This window comes from Flavobacterium piscis, from assembly GCF_001686925.1.
GTDB classification, from domain to species: Bacteria; Bacteroidota; Bacteroidia; order Flavobacteriales; family Flavobacteriaceae; genus Flavobacterium; species Flavobacterium piscis.
This window is the reverse complement of record NZ_LVEN01000001.1, coordinates 143,229-160,303: the sequence shown is the minus strand read 5'-3', so window position 1 is coordinate 160,303 and position 17,075 is coordinate 143,229. Positions and strand designations below refer to the sequence as shown.

General features: G+C 35.9%; 12 protein-coding genes and 1 pseudogene. 5 read left to right on the top strand and 8 right to left on the bottom strand.

What is annotated here, in order from left to right; all coding sequences use genetic code 11:
• Positions 1 to 16 precede the first annotated feature (16 nt).
• The 3 genes from FLP_RS00775 to FLP_RS00765 all read right to left on the bottom strand — a co-directional run bounded on the left by FLP_RS00775 (position 17) and on the right by FLP_RS00765 (position 3,497).
• Entirely contained in the window at positions 17 to 841 is an 825-nt protein-coding gene (locus FLP_RS00775; protein WP_123921630.1) for a helix-turn-helix domain-containing protein, read from the bottom strand.
• A gap of 1,523 nt (positions 842 to 2,364) precedes the next feature.
• Positions 2,365 to 3,009, bottom strand: coding sequence for a nucleotidyl transferase AbiEii/AbiGii toxin family protein (locus FLP_RS00770; RefSeq protein ID WP_065447592.1), 645 nt, complete (start codon positions 3,007 to 3,009; stop codon positions 2,365 to 2,367).
• Positions 3,006 to 3,497: a helix-turn-helix transcriptional regulator gene (locus tag FLP_RS00765; RefSeq protein ID WP_065447591.1), complete on the bottom strand. Its 492-nt coding sequence runs from the start codon at positions 3,495 to 3,497 to the stop codon at positions 3,006 to 3,008. Before FLP_RS00765 ends, FLP_RS00770 begins: the two co-directional genes overlap by 4 nt.
• 311 nt (positions 3,498 to 3,808) lie before the next feature.
• Between FLP_RS00765 and FLP_RS00760 the strand changes: the two genes are divergently transcribed.
• Positions 3,809 to 4,051, top strand: coding sequence for a hypothetical protein (locus FLP_RS00760; RefSeq protein ID WP_065447590.1), 243 nt, complete (start codon positions 3,809 to 3,811; stop codon positions 4,049 to 4,051).
• Positions 4,052 to 4,053: 2 nt separating this feature from the next.
• Positions 4,054 to 4,191, top strand: coding sequence for a hypothetical protein (locus tag FLP_RS25385; RefSeq protein ID WP_165606631.1), 138 nt, complete (start codon positions 4,054 to 4,056; stop codon positions 4,189 to 4,191).
• Between the two features lie 720 nt (positions 4,192 to 4,911).
• Here FLP_RS25385 and FLP_RS00755 read toward each other — a convergent pair.
• The 5 genes and pseudogenes from FLP_RS00755 to FLP_RS00735 all read right to left on the bottom strand — a co-directional run bounded on the left by FLP_RS00755 (position 4,912) and on the right by FLP_RS00735 (position 11,956).
• On the bottom strand, positions 4,912 to 5,289 hold the full coding sequence (locus FLP_RS00755) for a helix-turn-helix domain-containing protein (RefSeq protein ID WP_065447589.1): 378 nt from the start codon (positions 5,287 to 5,289) through the stop codon (positions 4,912 to 4,914).
• 322 nt (positions 5,290 to 5,611) lie between these two features.
• On the bottom strand, positions 5,612 to 7,087 hold the full coding sequence (locus FLP_RS00750) for a DUF1254 domain-containing protein (RefSeq protein WP_083195761.1): 1,476 nt from the start codon (positions 7,085 to 7,087) through the stop codon (positions 5,612 to 5,614).
• A gap of 98 nt (positions 7,088 to 7,185) precedes the next feature.
• A pseudogene (locus FLP_RS00745) lies at positions 7,186 to 9,396 on the bottom strand (sulfatase-like hydrolase/transferase); the annotation flags it as partial.
• 292 nt (positions 9,397 to 9,688) lie between these two features.
• Positions 9,689 to 11,032, bottom strand: a complete 1,344-nt coding sequence (locus tag FLP_RS00740) for a DUF1214 domain-containing protein (protein WP_083195760.1) — start codon at positions 11,030 to 11,032, stop codon at positions 9,689 to 9,691.
• A gap of 96 nt (positions 11,033 to 11,128) precedes the next feature.
• Positions 11,129 to 11,956: a hypothetical protein gene (locus FLP_RS00735; RefSeq protein WP_065447587.1), complete on the bottom strand. Its 828-nt coding sequence runs from the start codon at positions 11,954 to 11,956 to the stop codon at positions 11,129 to 11,131.
• Between the two features lie 1,491 nt (positions 11,957 to 13,447).
• On the opposite strand from FLP_RS00735, the gene FLP_RS00730 reads away from it, so the two are divergent.
• Genes FLP_RS00730 through FLP_RS00720 form a run of 3 tightly spaced genes read left to right on the top strand, consistent with a single transcriptional unit; the run spans position 13,448 to position 16,959 of the window.
• Complete coding sequence (locus FLP_RS00730; RefSeq protein ID WP_065447586.1) at positions 13,448 to 14,209, top strand: LytR/AlgR family response regulator transcription factor; 762 nt, start codon at positions 13,448 to 13,450, stop codon at positions 14,207 to 14,209.
• A 54-nt stretch (positions 14,210 to 14,263) separates the two neighbouring features.
• Positions 14,264 to 16,561, top strand: a complete 2,298-nt coding sequence (locus FLP_RS00725; RefSeq protein WP_065447585.1) for a PAS domain S-box protein — start codon at positions 14,264 to 14,266, stop codon at positions 16,559 to 16,561.
• Positions 16,555 to 16,959, top strand: coding sequence for a response regulator (locus FLP_RS00720; protein WP_065447584.1), 405 nt, complete (start codon positions 16,555 to 16,557; stop codon positions 16,957 to 16,959). The genes FLP_RS00725 and FLP_RS00720 overlap by 7 nt, the downstream gene beginning before the upstream one ends.
• The last annotated feature ends 116 nt before the right edge of the window (positions 16,960 to 17,075 follow it).

Below are 17,075 nucleotides of genomic sequence, written 5' to 3'. Positions count from 1 at the left end.
GCTAAAAAAAAGGACTTTACTGCTTGGGAAACTCTTTGGGAGTTAGACCTGTATGTTTTTTTGTAAAACGAGTCAGATAAGAAGGTTCGGTAAATCCCAGATCATATGCTATTTCTTTTACCGTTTTTTTGCCGAGATACAATTCCTTTCGGATTTCCAAAATGATACGGTCCTGAATCAGGTACTTTATCTTCTTGTTAGTAATACTTTCGCAGATTTTATTGAGTTTTTTAGCTGAAATATTTAAGTTTTTGACATAAAAAGCGGCTCCTTTTTCTGTAATAAAATGCGTTTCTATAAGACTCATCAGTTTGCCGAAAACAGGATAGTCCAAATATTCCAGTATCGCTGGACTTTCATCAAAAAGAGTTGACACATGAAATAAGATCGAAAACATATAGCTTTCCATCATTAAAGTCCTATTGCCGCTGTTATACTCTTCTAAAAGTAAATCAACAAGGGTTCTCATTGTTATGGCTTTCTTACCGCTAAGTGATACCAACTGATTGATAAAAAAACCATTCAGGTAATCTGAGCCGATCTTCTGATTTATCCCAAAGAATACATCATTGTGGATTAAAAATAAATATCCTTTTTTATCCGTAAGATCAATTTTAATATTCTGATAGGGATAAATGACGACTGCTTGAGAGCCAGCCGTCTCAAAATCATTAAAGTCAATATTAAAAGTAATATTTCCATCTGTTTCCGTATTCCATAGCAGCAGATGAAAATCAAACCGCTGATAATAATCGAATTCACCAGTACGTAATTCTTCCAACCTGAATATCTCAATACAGGAAAATTGCGTCAGCGAATTATGTATAATATTCTTTTTCAAACTATGGTAGATTTATCGAGATAAATATAGGTTAAAGATCTTTAACTCTTATTTATCTTATCAATATTTTATCGGAGTCTGTTTCTGCGCGAAGACGCGAAAACAAAGAAAAAACAATATCTCAAAGTTTCTCAAAAGAGGTTAAAAAAGCCGGTAAACCCTCCAAATCCAAAGATTTGAAGGGTTTTTCTTTTATACCATTTTTCATATTTATAAAAACACCCAAAAACTTTGTGGCGCATCCGTGGCGCATTTTCAATGGAATGGATACCTTTTTTGCCACAAAAAATTAAGGCGTTTTTTAAAGATATTTCACCATTCTAAGTTTTGTGGCAAAATCATGGCGCAGTAGAATTTTAAAAATAAAAATACTGCATTAATGGGAGCTGTAAACTTAAGGTTCGAAACTGCAGCTGATTTCAACAATAGTCAAAATAGTCGCAGAAAAAGTAAGATAACTGATTCACAGCTATTACCTTTTATTTAAGTAAATAAATTACAAATTTTCTAATCCTATTTTATTGCAAGACAGGTCCCTGTGTTTTGGTTCTTTATTGATTTTCTGCTTCTGCAGCCGAACACCTTATTTGTTTTTTTCAATTGGGTTCCAATATGCAGTTCTCCAAAACAAAACAGGGCTCTTTGAGCCCTAGCCCCGATGGCAGTGAAGTAATCTTTTGTGCCGGTGTTCGGCACAAAAGATTACTTCACTATACTTTTATTTTATTGGAGTTCAGTGAACTTCGTTTGCAGCGTACAGCGGGAAAAAGCTCCAAAAAAATAATAGTATGCACAATCAACCATGATGATTTCAAACCAGATTCCCCCGGCAGTTCCTGATACGGGATCAATCCAGGCTAAAAGCAAATCAGCTGATTCTAGGCTATAGTAAAACAGCATCAGGAAAAGTAAAACAACTGATTCAGCCTATTGGTGCACCAATAAGAGATTCACTATAGTATTGTTATATTCCCTAGCGAGCTTACTGCCAGCACAAAACCGGCCAAAAAGAGCCGTACTCGCGCCGTTTCAGAAAAAAAACACAAACTAAAAAACAATCATTAAAATTCATTTTTATGACAGTGGAATAAAAATCTAAATAACAAGAGTAATGGACCAGCTGAATCCTTTAACGCAATTCTTCAAAGCAATAGAAAAAGACCAGCGTATAGCATTACCCCTATTGAAATTTTTGCGGCACTGCTGCAATTCAGGAATGCTGCAGGTTATATTAATCCTATTACGCTGTTTATTTTAGTCTTTTTTTTGTCAACAGGTTCCAGTCCCGTTCCCGCTACTGTGTTGTCTCAACAATTTTCTGAGTGGACCTATAGGTGCACCTTTTTTTGAGGCAGTCTGCCAAAGACTGCTGCCATTGATCTCAAAAGACAGGTTCTGGATCAGAGGGCTATGCTAGTTTCAAAAAAACTTTTAAAGTCAAAAGCTTTTAAAGAGTACTATCTAAAGGCTTTTTCTTTTTAGCAAACCATTGTCTTTACCAGAATATTTTCTCTGTTCTTGTTTTAACTTCTCTTTACTGCGGCCTGAATGTCTTCCTTTATAAATTCCCAATATTTGCCTTTAAGACAGACAGGGTCAAAATCATCATCAGCAGAAGTAAAATCAATAAAGTTTTGCAGGATTTTTTCTTCATCATGAGTATACTCACTTCTCTGTTTGTGAAGGCTCAGCATTTTTTTTATATCGTACTTAGGTAAAAGATCATGCAGGTCCCAAAAATCTTTTTTACGGCCTCCCCTTAAAACGACATCTACCTTCATGGCTATAATTTCCTTTACACTTGCCATACGCACTCCATCCATTACAATGGCGTCCTCAATAAACTTCTCATTACTGTAGTAAACATCCAGCTTCACAGTATTATCTTTATCTGTACCAATAAGATAAGATTTACCCATACCTGTAATACCCCCAAAACCTTTATCTGTATAAGGAAAATTTGCCATCAAATAGTTCTCAAGTATATCAAAATCTATGCTTCCATAATCTTCATCTGTAAAAAGATCAATATCAACAGACAACCTATGTCCGATTTGAAGACTCAGCGCTGTTCCACCAACCAGACGAAAAACTTTAAATTCATCCGCCTGCATAAGCTGCAGAAGACTCTCTCTCAGCAATGGATTTACTGTTTTCCAGTGCATCATGATCTTTTGGCTTTAACATAGGTTTTTCCAGCCGCTTCTCTGATCACGGGCTTAATTCTATCAGGGCCATAAAATCGGATGATTTCTTTTTTTTCACTGATATTTCCACGCTCAAAAACCCTTCTGATAACAGCCTTAGACTGACTTTCCCAGTTAATCGTATTGATATTGGTATCCCAAAAAAGACTCTTTCTAAGCCTGCTTATCTCGGGATGATTACCCTGCAATGTTTTTTGCTTCTCTTTTTTTATGTCGTAATACGTTTGAAGCACCAAAAGCGAACCCTCTTCAAGTCCAAGGGCACTTTCTATTTTAAGTGCTAAGGCAGTATTGAGATCTCTTTTCCCTTTTATAATAGAATTGATAGTCTGGGGATGCTCAAACAGAGATTGTGCAAAGGGACGCTGTGCCAGATTTCGTTTATCAAGCTCGCGTTGCAGTACTGCCCCTGGATGAATTCCCTTATATTTATCATATTCCCTTTTCATAATGCAAATATAAACATATTTGTTTACAAATGACATTAAAGGCTTGTTATTAATCAATCTGGTTCGAATTGAAAAATGATAAGCACGAAAGTGATTTTTTGAAGATTGCATTCCAACTAAGCAATACCAGACGATAATTTCGGTAATAGTGGGAATAATAAAACCTTAACATCGCTTAAACTCAGCCAACTTCTTAAATTCAATTTCCATAACATAATTGACTCTTTTTTCCGGTACAAAACTTATCAATAAACTTTATTTTCAAAACTGATAGTTCTTATTTGATTTACTACTTTTGAGTTTGTGGCAAAATGGTGGCGCAAGCTGTTTGGAAGGGATACCTTTTTTGCCACAAAAAATTAAGGCGGTTTGCTTATGCTTGTAAATTATCTTTTCAGCGCGGTAACGATGGAAATGTTTCTTTTCTTTCAAAATCGCAATTAGTCGATCGTTTTGAAAAAATACTTGGAGCATTCCATTTCGGTGGTAGAATTATGATAATTGAAACAAAATCAGCCTTGAAATTAATCAATAAATATTTTCAAAATAAATAATTATGAAAACTAAAAAATTAGATTTAGATATAGACAGTATTGGTGGACTAAGTTCTCTAACATTAGCTGAAGAAAAAGCTTTAAGCGATTTTTTTCAAAAGAAAAAACTAACAAAAAAGAAAACTGAGAAAAAGAAATAATACTTAAAAATTAGAACATACCATATCAGACATTTGATGTAGTTGATACTTTTTGCTCCAAAAATTTGGCAATCAGATGAATTATTATCTCAATTGTCTACATTATTGGTTTTGTGGCAGAATCGAACAGATTTAAAAAAATTAAACGTGCAATCAGGCCAAATTAAAAATTTTATACAAATTTACATCAATTCCCAACGCGACATCCAAACCAAAACACTCAAGACATCCAAATACAGACTCTACTTCCAGTAAGCCAACCTCTTCAAATCCTCCATAAAATAGTGCGTAATTTGTCCTTTATGGGTCACAAACAAGCCAAATGGCGCCAATTGAAGACAAGTGTCGCCATTTTTTTATAATCTCACTTATTTTTATTCGTCTAAAGAGCCGGGCTCCTCAGCAGACCTAGCCCCGATTGCTTCGCCAGTTCGCTTCGCTCGTGTGAAGTGGAAATCCTTTTGTACCTGTGTTCGGCACAAAAGATTGCAGCGTATAGCAGGAAGAGCCCCTAAGAAATAATAGGGTTACTTTTTATGCTGCAATAAATTTCTTTTTTAAACCTAAAAGATATATATAAGCAGATTCATAGAGCACATATTACTTAAAAGTTGCTAAAAATTAAGTTTAAATATATACTTTTTCGCATGCAAATTCAAGTATTTTTTACATAAATTTATCCATGGCACACCATTATAATAACGGTTTGTACCTTCCTCACTACGTCAGGCTTTTTCTGTATGATTCTATATATTGCGCAGGAGTTAGCTGCAAATGTTTAATAAATGCCCTGTAAAAGGTTGTCCTGCATTTAAAGCCGGAATTCTCAGCCATTTCCTTAACTGTCAGATCTTTCCATAATGGGCCTTTACTGTTTTGCTTGAAATATTCAATCCTCTTCAAATTTATAAAATCGTTAAAACGAACATTAAGCTCTGAATTAATTGTGTATGAAATAATGTGAAGCGGAATGCCTGTTTCCTCTGCAAGTTCCGGCATGCTAAAATCCTGTTTCAGGAAAAGTTTTTTAGCAGCTAAAACCCTTTCTATTTGAACTAAATAGAACTGTCTTTGTTTCGATGGTATTTTAAAGGTCATAATTTTTACTAATACGATTTATGTTAGTTCGCGTTAGGGAGCCCCGGTTTCAATTTTTAAAAGTTATTTAACAGCTTTAAGCAATATAATTGTCCAATAGAAAACAATATGGTTTTTAAGGGTTTCATACAAGTTTAAAAGTGATGCTCCTTAAACATTTTGCTATGTCAAAAAACCTCTCGCCTTATAGTTTATTACTGCCCTGATTGTTTTGAGTCTGCACATTTACCATTTGCAATGTGCATTATATAAAGAGCATGTTGAAAGCCGGAATTATAAATTACCAAATTCCAGCTTTCATTAATGACTCCCATTATAAGGTCTATTTCGACTCTTTAATATCATCCATTTTCCAGCTTTTGTCAAAATAGGCAGAAGTGGGTCCGTAAAAACGCATATAAGTAAACCAGTGTTTCCCAGGCAGGGTCTGCACCCAGTTCTTCTCTTTTCCGGCTGGGGCTTTTGGACCAAAGTACAGGTCAACAGATCCATCAGCATTTTTTACCAGATCCTTGCGGGAAGATAAATCAGCATTTTTTTGAGCATTATCTATCAAACAGCGTGTTGCCGAATCATAAATGGTTATGGACCAGAAATTAACCGCCGGCGGATTGGCAGGAACATTCAGCGTATAATTCTTCCCTCCGTCCAGCCAGTTTCCATTGTTGTCGTAATAGGAACCTAAATAAGCCTGGCCCACATTTGGGATTTTGGTAATCATGGCTTTTGAATAGGTAACGGCTTCATAGAAATAAGAAGTCCTTTCGAAAAACTCATCATAATTTTCGGCATGCTGCGAGGGATCTTTGATAATCATCACATAATCCCATTTTTTGTCCGGCCAGTGCTTAACGTTTTCAAAACGTTTATTGAACGAATTTGCCATTGCCATCTGCTGTCCTTTTTCGGCCGCGGCAATTAAAATTTTCTTTTGGCGCTCGTCCGGATTAAACGGTTTTCCTTTTTCTATCCCGAGATTTCTGAGCCAGGCCATAAAAAAACGATCACGCTCTTCTACGGGCTCTTCCTGCAAAATAGCATGAAGCCTTTCCCAATAGGCAATTCCGGTCGGCTGGATTCCGTACCATTTTTTACCCGTTGGCGGACTTACGACTTTTGTCGGCACAGGATTGGCACGCTTATCATAGGGGTAAATTTTTACCTGTTTTACCAGCGTTTCAGTGACTTTTGGATCAGGATCCAAAGCCCTGAATCCAAAAAACATATTCACGGTATTACAGGGAACTATAAAATATCCTGCAGGTTTGAAATCTTTCATTGTTGGCGGCACCAAAATATATTTGCCTCCTTTTCCCTTATCGGGCCCCATTTCTCCAATAACGGCCTGCTCGCGCTGCCAGAAATCACCGAGTCCGCCAGCGGTATGCCCTGCCGGCATTTCGATAACCGTTGGCCCGTTTGCCGCCAGATCAATAAAGGACATGATATAAGGAGTTGTAGCATTACCGGTCAGAATTCCCAATCGATCATTATAGGTGTTATAAAAAACCAGGTCATTGCTCGAAGCATTAAAAGTTTTATAATGATTCTGCTGCCACTCTGCGAAAGCCACAATTGGCAGTCCCCATAAATAACATTGCGTGGCCTGCTGAAAATCCATCTCGTCAAACAAGGCCGCAATGGATTCTTTTGAAGGCAGTTCGCCATCCATCTTAATCTCAGTCCCTGATGGAGAAACGGTTGTTGATGCTGTTGTATTAACTGCGGTCTTTTTTTCGCATCCAAAATTTATAATTAAGGAAGTAATTACAAGGATTATAAAGCATTTATTTCTCATAGTATGGGTTTTTAATTCAATAGGCAATTAGTTCTCAAAATCTCAGCATTCATTTTTCACTGTAGTTTGTCAGGAATTCCCAAAAGCTGCTCAGCAAATTATTCTACAGCCTTTTGTGCTTTTTTCTTTTGTTCTTTTGTCTTAGCTTCTACTTCCTTAACTGCTGCTCCGGGCAATAATTTGAACTTTACTGCTTCTATTTTTCCATTAAAGGCAAAGTTATCCTTGTACTGCGTTGAAGCGGGTTCACCGGAATCTTCTCCAATATCGAATGTTTCTGTAGCACTATAGCGGGCAGGCGGCACATGCGCGAAAACACCCCTGGCAGCTTCTTTTCCGTTAATGAAAAGTTTGGCATTGCCTCCTTCCCCATATTTTTTGCCGGTATGTACGTATTCGAAAGCTACTTTTACTTTTCCTTTTGGCAGTTTTTCGCTTGATTTGAGAACATCCCTTTCTTTGGAGAAGAAATTATTCTCATACATCAGGTACCCGTCTTTTATAAAGAAGGAATAACCACCGCTTCCTCCTGCCGCTACAAGGACACCCTGGGTTTTATTGATATCGGATATTTCAATATCGGCCGTAATGGTGTGTGATTTAGCCTTAACATTGGGGGCCGAACCTTCAGGGATACGCACTGCACCTGCATAATAAGTAAAATCGGTCTTCCCTTTTGTTACGCTCGGCCTGTCAGGAACCACGGCTCTTTCTGCAAAACGGTCATCAAGGGGATATACCTGATTTTCTTTGGCCTGCACATCAAAAAGCTTTTGCAGCTCTTTTAATTTTTCAGGGTTTTGGGCTGCCAGGTCATTGGCCTGTGAAAAATCATTTTCTATATTATACAGCTCCCATTTATCATTTTCAAAATCTCCCTTTTTTCCCACCAGCACCCATGGCAGACCATGTCTGGCCGTGGCTATCCATCCCTTATTGTAAATGGCCCTGTTTCCGAAAATCTCAAAATACTGGGTAATATGGGTTTCAGGGGCTTTGGCATTAGAAAACGTCGGCACGATGCTTGTTCCTGCAAGCGGTATCTGCTTGCTCCCCTGTACCGTCTGCGGCATTTTAATGCCCGATGCATCATAAATGGTCGGCGCAATATCCACTACATGGTAAAACTGTGAACGGATCTCGGCATTTCCTTTAAACTTATTTGGCCATGAGATAATCATTCCGTTTCGGGTTCCGCCAAAATGACTGGCAACTTCTTTTGTCCATTGAAAAGGTGTGTCAACTGCCCATGCCCAGCAGGCAGAAAAATTATTTTCATGTTCAGGTCCGCCTACCTCTTCATTTGCTTTTAACATGGTGGTCATATCATCAGGAAAACCATTCTGGGTTGCCATATTGTTAATGGTTCCCTTTAGTCCGCCTTCCGGGGAACAACCGTTGTCTCCCAAAATTGCAATTACCATGGTATTATCCGCACTGGGACTATTTTCCACCGCATCCAAAAGACGGCCGATATTTTCATCCAGATGTGCCAGGAATCCGGCGAACACTTCCATTTGGCGGGCATACACTTTTTTATCAGCAGCACTTAAGGATTCCCACGCCGGCATCTCGGCAGGCCGTGGCGTTAGTTTAGTATTTGCCGGTATAATTCCTTTTTTGATCTGATTGGCATATACTTCATCCCTGAATTTATCCCATCCCATGTCAAATTTCCCCTTAAAACGGTCAATGTATTCTTTGGGAGCATGATGCGGGGAGTGCATGGCGCCAGGCGCAAAATAAAGGAACCATGGCTTATCAGGAGAAAGCGAATTCTGGTTGCCCAGCCATGCAATTGCCTCATTGGTAATATCAGGGGTCAGCAGATAGCTGGGATCCTGGGTGATTCCCTTTTCAATCGGCTGAATATTTTGATACAATTGAGGATAGTATTGATTGGTTTCCCCACCGATAAACCCATAAAATCGCTCAAAGCCTTTTCCCGTCGGCCATCTGTCAAAAGGCCCCAGTGGACTTGTTTCCCAGTCCGGGGTATTGTGCCATTTTCCAAAAGCGGCAGTATTATATCCATTGCCTTTCAGAACTTCAGGAATTGCGGCATTTTCCTGGCCCCAGAAGCTGTCATATCCGGGATATCCTGTAGAGCCCTCTGTTATTCCTGCATTCCCGCTTTGATGGTGATTTCTTCCCGTTAATAATGCCGCTCTGGTTGGTGAGCACAAGGCTGTGGTATGAAAACGATTATATAACAATCCTTTCTTAGCCAGACGGTCTATATTAGGGGTTGGGATAAGACCTCCAAAAGGTTCTGTTCCTCCAAAGCCAAGATCATCAATAAGTATGAGAAGTACATTTGGTGCTCCCTGTGGCGGGTTACCGGCTGAGGAAAATCAGGTGTTGATGTTTTATATGTGGTTTCTATTTTTCCCTTGAATTCAGGTGTAGGTTTTGGCAGATCCTGGGAAAAACAACAGGTCGTAACAAAGGCAGATAATACAAATAATCTGATATTATTTTTCATCTTTTTTTAATTTAATATATTTCCTTTTTTAGGAAATCTTAGTTTATTAATAAGCTTAACATCTATAATTCAAAATCTTATCCTGTCTCTTACCGATCAATTAAATTAATTTTGAATTATTTAATTTCTTCAATTGGAGCCGGAAACCATTTGCCGTCCAGCACCGGTTTTTTAGAAACATACATACGCATGGTCAGTGCAAAACCTTTTCCGGCCGGAGTCGGCAGCCAATTGCTTTGTATGGCGCCTTTAGGCAGAGAAGAACCCAGCCAGATACTCAAAGAGCTATCGGCATTTTTCTTTAATCCCGAAACATTATTTAAATTATATCGTTTCAGCTTATTGTCAACCACCTTGTAATCCGGCACGCTGTATAAGGTTACAGACCAAAAAGCATTGACCATTAAATCCGGAATATCTTCTTTGGGAAATTTAATCTCATATACTTTGTCTCCGCTTAATAATTCTTTTTTAGAATCTGTAAGCCCAACAAAATAAATGGCCTCTTCAACTCGGTTGGCCCATAATCCGCCATAATTGATAATATCCCTGGCCATGATATCATCGCCAAAATTACCAGCGGCATAGGAAACGGACCATCCTCCTTTTTGTGTACCAAAGCCTTTTGCCCCTTCTAAAAATGCAGGAATGGCTTTTGTTTTAACAATCTGGTCAATATGTGCTTTTGCTTTATCATCGGTTTTTGCATACTGGCCAACCGCAATCACTTTTGCCTGGTATTCTTTGGCTTTTGGCATCGGATCGGGAGAAGAATTGAGAACCTCCTCTATCTTATTAAAAATTTCCCCGCCAATGGGCGCTTTTGGAGTAAAATTAGGAATAGTAACCGGAGGCGCAATTTTGATTCCATCGGGAACCGTAAAAGTAAATTGCTCCTGAAGTTTTTTGGCGGTGGATGAAGTTCCTTTTAACTCTACCCTGGCCAGCATTTTTGCTTTTTCCGATGGCAGTTCTACTTTTACTGCATCTGAAGGAATTGTGGGATTTGAACCTTTTAAAACCAAAGCAAATTTTCCCGAAGGAGTTTTCGGAAAATTTCTTTCATTAATATTGGTTATAACTTCACCCCAGCCATCGAGTAATTGCGCAGTATAGTAACGTCCTTCAATTTTAGGAACATTCAAAATAACAGCATGATCCTTATCAACAGCGATCCAGGCCTCCAGATAAGCAACATCCAGATTTGGATTTACAAATTGCGCAGAGCCAAGCGGGTTGTATTTGATTTTATTATACCCTACCTTCTCTACATTAATATCATGGTTTTCCTGTTGGATGACCAGATATCTTCCGTACAGATAAGTATATGCGTCAATGATATCCTGATCAGATGGAGTTTCAGTATTTTCAGAAGCAGCAGCAGCAGTTGATGTAGTGTTTTCTTTCTTGCATCCAGCTGCTATAAAAACCACAAAAATTGTAATAAATATTTTTTTCATTTTGCTTAAATTTAAATAGGTATCAAATTTTACTATTCATTCATCAAAAATCCTTTTAAGGACTTTAATCTTTTAGTTTTTTATGTAATGAAGAAATTATTGAGGAAATATAAAAGAGACAACAGCCCTAAGTCCCCAATCTGGTCTTATGTTTGAATGACCAACAACTGGTATTAAAGGCATAACGGCAAATTGCATGGTCTGTCCACCTAGTTTTGTGATCGCCCCTACATTTGGGCTAACGGTAATAAGAGTTGTATTGCCCTCCCAGTTTTGCGTTATCTCTGATGTGATTCCCAAGCTTGCCCCGCTTTTATAACTGTGCGTTAAAAAGATCTGCGTATAAAATTGATTAAAATCCGCACGATCTTCATTTCCGGCCACAGACCATATCTGATTGGCCAGGAATCCTACGGACAGTCCTTTTCCTTGATGCATCACAAGGACACTGGGCCCAATACCAAATTTTTCTGTTCCTAAAAATTTATCGGTGGCAGTCGGAATTAAAAAAGCCGGACCAAATCCTAGAATAATTCCTTTTGTTTTAGGAGCAAAAAAAGCGGTTACCGTAGCATCACTTAAACCAAATTCATGTTTGTTTTCGCCGGTAACATCCTGCTGGTCTACAACCGGCAGGATATAACGTGTAATCAGGTTTAAATTATCGCTTAATTTAAAAGGAATAACAGGCTGGATATTGATTTGGTATTTTGAACCGTTATAAGGACCAATTCCGTATGTTAAATTATTCTGCAGCGGAACACTAATTAAACTGGCTACTGGATTGGCCAGTTTATCTGCCAGTTCCTGGGCACTAGATCCTGATTTTTCAGGTTCTTCCTGTGCAAAAACGTTAAAATTTAAAAGGATAAAAAACAGAAGTAAAGTCTGTTTTACTCTTCTATGGGATAAGGGCTGTTTCATGGCTTATAATTTAAGTTCTTAAGTAATACTAATTTTACTCGAAATTAAAACTATTGCTGTTCAGACCATTAACATTAAATAACTAAAATGGTTGCAAATTATAATTTGCAACCATAATTAAGTAAATAATTTATAAATTGTATATTTAGAAGAATTTATAATACCCTTTTTTTATTTTCCTAGCGAAATGATCTATGAAGATATAATTAAGGCTTTGTCAGAGGATTACAATGCGATCAAAGTACCTGTTTTCACCAAGCAATTTTTAAGTGCTATTCCAATTCATAAGCACTGTCGAGAAAAATAAGCTGCCACAACAAAAACAAATCTTTTTTTAATACCCCTACTTTATAGTTTACAGTTTTGCCTTGTTCGCCAATTATATTTTAATAACAATTTACTTTTGCCTTTCTCTACAAATGGAAATATGATTATCAATAATTAGACAAAAATAAACATCGATCCCCAACGGTACATCCAAACCAAAATACTAAAGACATAGAAAGACAACCTCTACTTCCAGTAAGCCAATCTCTTCAAATCCTCCATAAAATGGTGCGTAATTTGTCCTTTATGGGTCACAAACAAGCCAAATGGCGCCAATTGAAGACAATTGCCATCATTTTTTATTTAAAAAACCACTAATCAATACATTTGAGAATTTATCTATTTACAATCAGTCTAATTTAAACAGATTTAGGATTTTTGAAACAAAATCTATTATATTTCACTTCATCCTGATGAGAAGAATAAGTTAGCAGAGAAGAAAGATCATCAGTGCTCTTAACAGGATACTTTAATAATAAACGTTTCCATATAAGGAACTAACAAAAAAAAGTATTGTTATAAACGATCAAATAAATCTTAAAAGATTCAAGATATAAAAATCAAATACTGACGAAAATCGGTTATTCAATTTTTTCTTTTCCAATATCAATTACAGTTTTAACTCCTACTCTGTAGGTTTGAAGATGTCTCAATGTCTTCTGTTCTTAGAATGTATTTTATAAAGTATTGGATATAGAAAATCTGTAAAAATTACTGTAAATGATATAAAACAGATAATCTTCAATATCATAAATTTATATTGAAACACATTTGAGATTAAAACACATCACGTAATCAAATAGTTAGCTTACGTTAATTTTTATGTAAATAGTCGATGGATTATTACCCAATAATTTTAGTAAAAGAATTAGTCTAAGTATACTTACTCAGCAGACCCCTATCTAATTTCAGAAATGTTTAATATATTATTAATCATTAAGTACATGCACTTACGCGCACACCGTTATATTGTCCAGTTGTTCTGACTATAAGCGCATTTATTACTTTTCATTAAAGACTATACTAAATTTTCAGAGTTTAAGTTAGTATATCTGTAAATTACATTTTCAAATATCTGAGGAAATTCATACGGTAAAGCCATACAAATCAACAAATTAGTTTATTTTTTTTTGAATTAAATTATCTTTTGAATAAATAACATCCATGACTGCTATTAATGCTATAATCATCTCCGAAGAAAAAGAGACTCTTTTAATTTTAAAAAAATTTGAAGAAGATAACTCTATGATTATGAAAATAATCGGCAATGCTAATGGTATAAAGGATGGAGCTTTGATACTAAAATCAAAAAAACCTGACGTTATTTTTTTGGATATTAAACTTGAAAATAATCTTTTTTTTGAAATGCTCGAACAATTGGACTTTAGCATTCCAAAACTAGTATTTATATCCTCACAAAAGGATTACGCTATAAAAGCTTTTAAACATAATGCAATTGATTTTCTATTGAAACCAATCGATTTCAATGCCATAATTATAGCGGTTTATAAGGTAATCAAAACAAGGGAGATGGAACGCTCTTATCAGAATCAAAAAATTAATAATATTAATATTATAAACACCGTAAACCAAACAAATGATTATGTGGCCATAGCATCTTTAGAAAAAATAGAATTAATACCCATGGCTGAAATTATTTTTTGCAAGGCAGATGGAAAATATACTGTTTTTATACTTTCGAACGGAAATAGAATAATGTCAAGCAGAAATCTAGGAGAATATAGTAATATTGTGGACAACAATTATTTTTTCCGAATCCACCATTCTTATATTATCAATCTGCGCCACATCGTTAAAATTTCAAAAAAGGATGGCTATTTCTGTGAGCTTTCCAATGGAGTAATTTTACCAGTTGCCAAGAGGCGTCAGGATGATTTTAACAAATTTATAAAACTTAAAGGCTAAAAAACAAGCTATTGTTTAAGTGAAGTAACCATATCTCAATGAACAGTCACCATAATGGAAATTAAAAAGATAGAAGATAGCAATGATATTACTACTCATGAAAGTATCACTAATCATTTTCAGGAGCCTTTAATCGACCTTGGTAAAATCTTAGATTTTTCTATGGATCTGATTTGCTCTTGTGATATAGAAGGAAAGTTTGTCTGGGTAAATAAGGCTTCCGAACGTATCTTAGGATATCAACTCGAAGAGTTATTAGGCCGAAAATACAGTGATTTCATATGTAATGAGGGTGCTGGCAATTCGATAAATGAAGAATTTGATTTTAGAAACGGATCCAACGTACCAATATTTGAAAAAAAGTTTATTCACAAAAATGGAGATATTGTTTATTTACAATGGTCAGCGGTATGGGATGATGCTAAAAAATTATGTTATTGTATAGGCAGGAATATTACGGAGAAAAAACACATAGAAAAAGCATTTGAAATTGAGAGACTGCGATTTTACAATTTATATTCGCAAGCACCTTCATGTATGGGGATTTTAAAGGGTCCTGGCCACGTATACGAGTTAGCAAACGAACTTTATTTAAAATTAATCGATAAAAGAGATATCATAGGCAAGACCGTAAAAGAGGTTTTACCAGAACTTGAACCACAAGGAATTTTTGAAATTTTAGATCATGTCTATAATACAGGAGAAACCTTTTCAGCAAATGAAATGTTAATACAATTTGATCGTGATGGCAACGGGAAACAAAAAGAAGTTTATTTGAATTTCATTTATCAGGCACACAAGGATGCGAATAATAATATTGACGGTATCCTTTTTTTTGGAAACGATGTAACAGAGCAGGTTTTATCTCGAAAAAAAATCGAAGGAAGTGAAAAAATGTACAGGGACCTAATCCAGAAATTACCGGTTGCCACCTACTCCTGTGATGGTGAAGGACGAATAGCACTCTATAATAAAGCTGCCGCTGAGTTATGGGGAAGAGAGCCTGAACTAGGAAAAGATCTATGGTATAATTCATGGAATATTTATAATAATGATAAAAAACAGGTGCCTCTTAATTTATGTTCGATGGCTACAGCACTAAAAGAAGGTGATCCAATCCTTGATAAGGAAATAATTATTGAACGCCCCAATGGAGATAAACGTACTGTCTTGCCATACCCTGTTCCGTTTCACAATAATGAGGGCGAAATAACCGGAGCAGTTATTGTACTTGCTGATATTACAGAAATGAGATTAGCACAAAAAAAACTGAAGAAAAGCGAAAAAAAATACAGATATCTTTTTGACAACAATCCGATGCCAATGTGGGTTATCGATTTAGATAGTTTTATATTTCTCGATGTAAATAAAATGGCCGTTTTGCAATATGGATATAGCCGTGAAGAATTTCTTGCAATGACTGCTCTGGACATACGATCAAACGATGAAAAAATTCATTTCATTAAATCAAGCGACCGTTCACAGATTAACCAATCAAATTACAATAGGGGAAAATGGAAGCATTTAAAAAAAGATGGAAGCATTATAACAGTCGAAATAATTGCGCATGACATTACTTATGAAGGAAATCCTGCGAGATTAATTCTCTCTAATGACATAACAGATCGTACAAAAGCTGAAATTAATCTGGAAAAAAGAAACAGAGAGCTTATTAAAACCAACTCAGAACTGGATCTATTTGTATACAGTGTATCTCACGATTTACGATCTCCATTAACTTCTATTCTGGGTCTTCTTTCTTTTATCGAATCAGAAAGTCAGGAAACTGATACTCTTAAACATGTTGAATTGATACGAAACAATATCAATCGTCTGGATGAATTTATTAAAAATATTTTAAGCTATTCGCGTAACAACCGTACAGGACTAGAGGTTGAACAGATTTCGCCAAAAGAAATTGTGCTTGATGTAGTTGATTCGCTTCAAAGCATGACAAAGGCCAGAGGAATTCATTTTGAAATGGATGTTAAGGAACAACAACCGTTTTATACAGACAAATTGCGCTTTAATACTATTTTAAAAAATCTTCTTTCAAATGCAATAAAATACCATAAAAAAGAAGAATCTAATAGATTTGTAAAAATATTGGGATATACTGATTATGAAAATCTTCATTTGAGCATAACGGATAACGGCATTGGGATTGATCCGGAATATCATCAAAAAATATTTGAGATGTTTTTCCGTCTTTCTGGCTATGATGGTTCAGGTATTGGATTATATATTGTAAAAGATGCCATAGAAATATTGCAGGGCTCTATTAAAGTACAATCAGAAAAAGGCAGCGGAACTACATTTAATATCATATTAAAAAATTTGAAACCATGTTAAAAGATCCATACCCAAAATTTGAAACAGTTATGATCATTGATGATAACCCGGTAGATTTATACATTATATCACGTATGATTACTAAAAATAATTTTGGGAAAAATGTGCTACACTATACTGATCCAACAGACGCTATAAAATATTTACAGGCGAATCAGGACAATATTTCACAATTGCCTCAGATAATATTTGTGGATATCTACATGCCCTTAATGTCCGGATTTGAATTTCTGGAATCGTATGATATGCTTTCAGATACATTAAAAAAATATTGTAAAGCTTATATTATTTCATCGACAATTGATAATGAAGATATAGCCCGATCAACCAGCAATAAAAATGTCGTTTCCTTTCATGTTAAACCAATTACCAAAGAATTCCTTGACCGAATCGTGTAGGTGGTATTTATTATTATTATTATTTCAATAATTAAATTATCCAAATTTATATATCCTGATAGTCATTTGTAGTGACTCTTATCTTTATTTGAAATATTTTTTAGTTCTGAAAAAGA

What these genes read in the sequence shown, in the direction of transcription:
- FLP_RS00770 (WP_065447592.1), bottom strand. Translation starts at nt 3,009, where the DNA reads ATGATGCACTGGAAAACAGTAAATCCATTGCTGAGAGAGAGTCTTCTG.
- FLP_RS00765 (WP_065447591.1), bottom strand. Translation starts at nt 3,497, where the DNA reads ATGAAAAGGGAATATGATAAATATAAGGGAATTCATCCAGGGGCAGTA.
- FLP_RS00760 (WP_065447590.1), top strand. Translation starts at nt 3,809, where the DNA reads ATGGTGGCGCAAGCTGTTTGGAAGGGATACCTTTTTTGCCACAAAAAA.
- FLP_RS25385 (WP_165606631.1), top strand. Translation starts at nt 4,054, where the DNA reads ATGAAAACTAAAAAATTAGATTTAGATATAGACAGTATTGGTGGACTA.
- FLP_RS00755 (WP_065447589.1), bottom strand. Translation starts at nt 5,289, where the DNA reads ATGACCTTTAAAATACCATCGAAACAAAGACAGTTCTATTTAGTTCAA.
- FLP_RS00750 (WP_083195761.1), bottom strand. Translation starts at nt 7,087, where the DNA reads ATGAGAAATAAATGCTTTATAATCCTTGTAATTACTTCCTTAATTATA.
- FLP_RS00740 (WP_083195760.1), bottom strand. Translation starts at nt 11,032, where the DNA reads ATGAAAAAAATATTTATTACAATTTTTGTGGTTTTTATAGCAGCTGGA.
- FLP_RS00735 (WP_065447587.1), bottom strand. Translation starts at nt 11,956, where the DNA reads ATGAAACAGCCCTTATCCCATAGAAGAGTAAAACAGACTTTACTTCTG.
- FLP_RS00730 (WP_065447586.1), top strand. Translation starts at nt 13,448, where the DNA reads ATGACTGCTATTAATGCTATAATCATCTCCGAAGAAAAAGAGACTCTT.
- FLP_RS00725 (WP_065447585.1), top strand. Translation starts at nt 14,264, where the DNA reads ATGGAAATTAAAAAGATAGAAGATAGCAATGATATTACTACTCATGAA.
- FLP_RS00720 (WP_065447584.1), top strand. Translation starts at nt 16,555, where the DNA reads ATGTTAAAAGATCCATACCCAAAATTTGAAACAGTTATGATCATTGAT.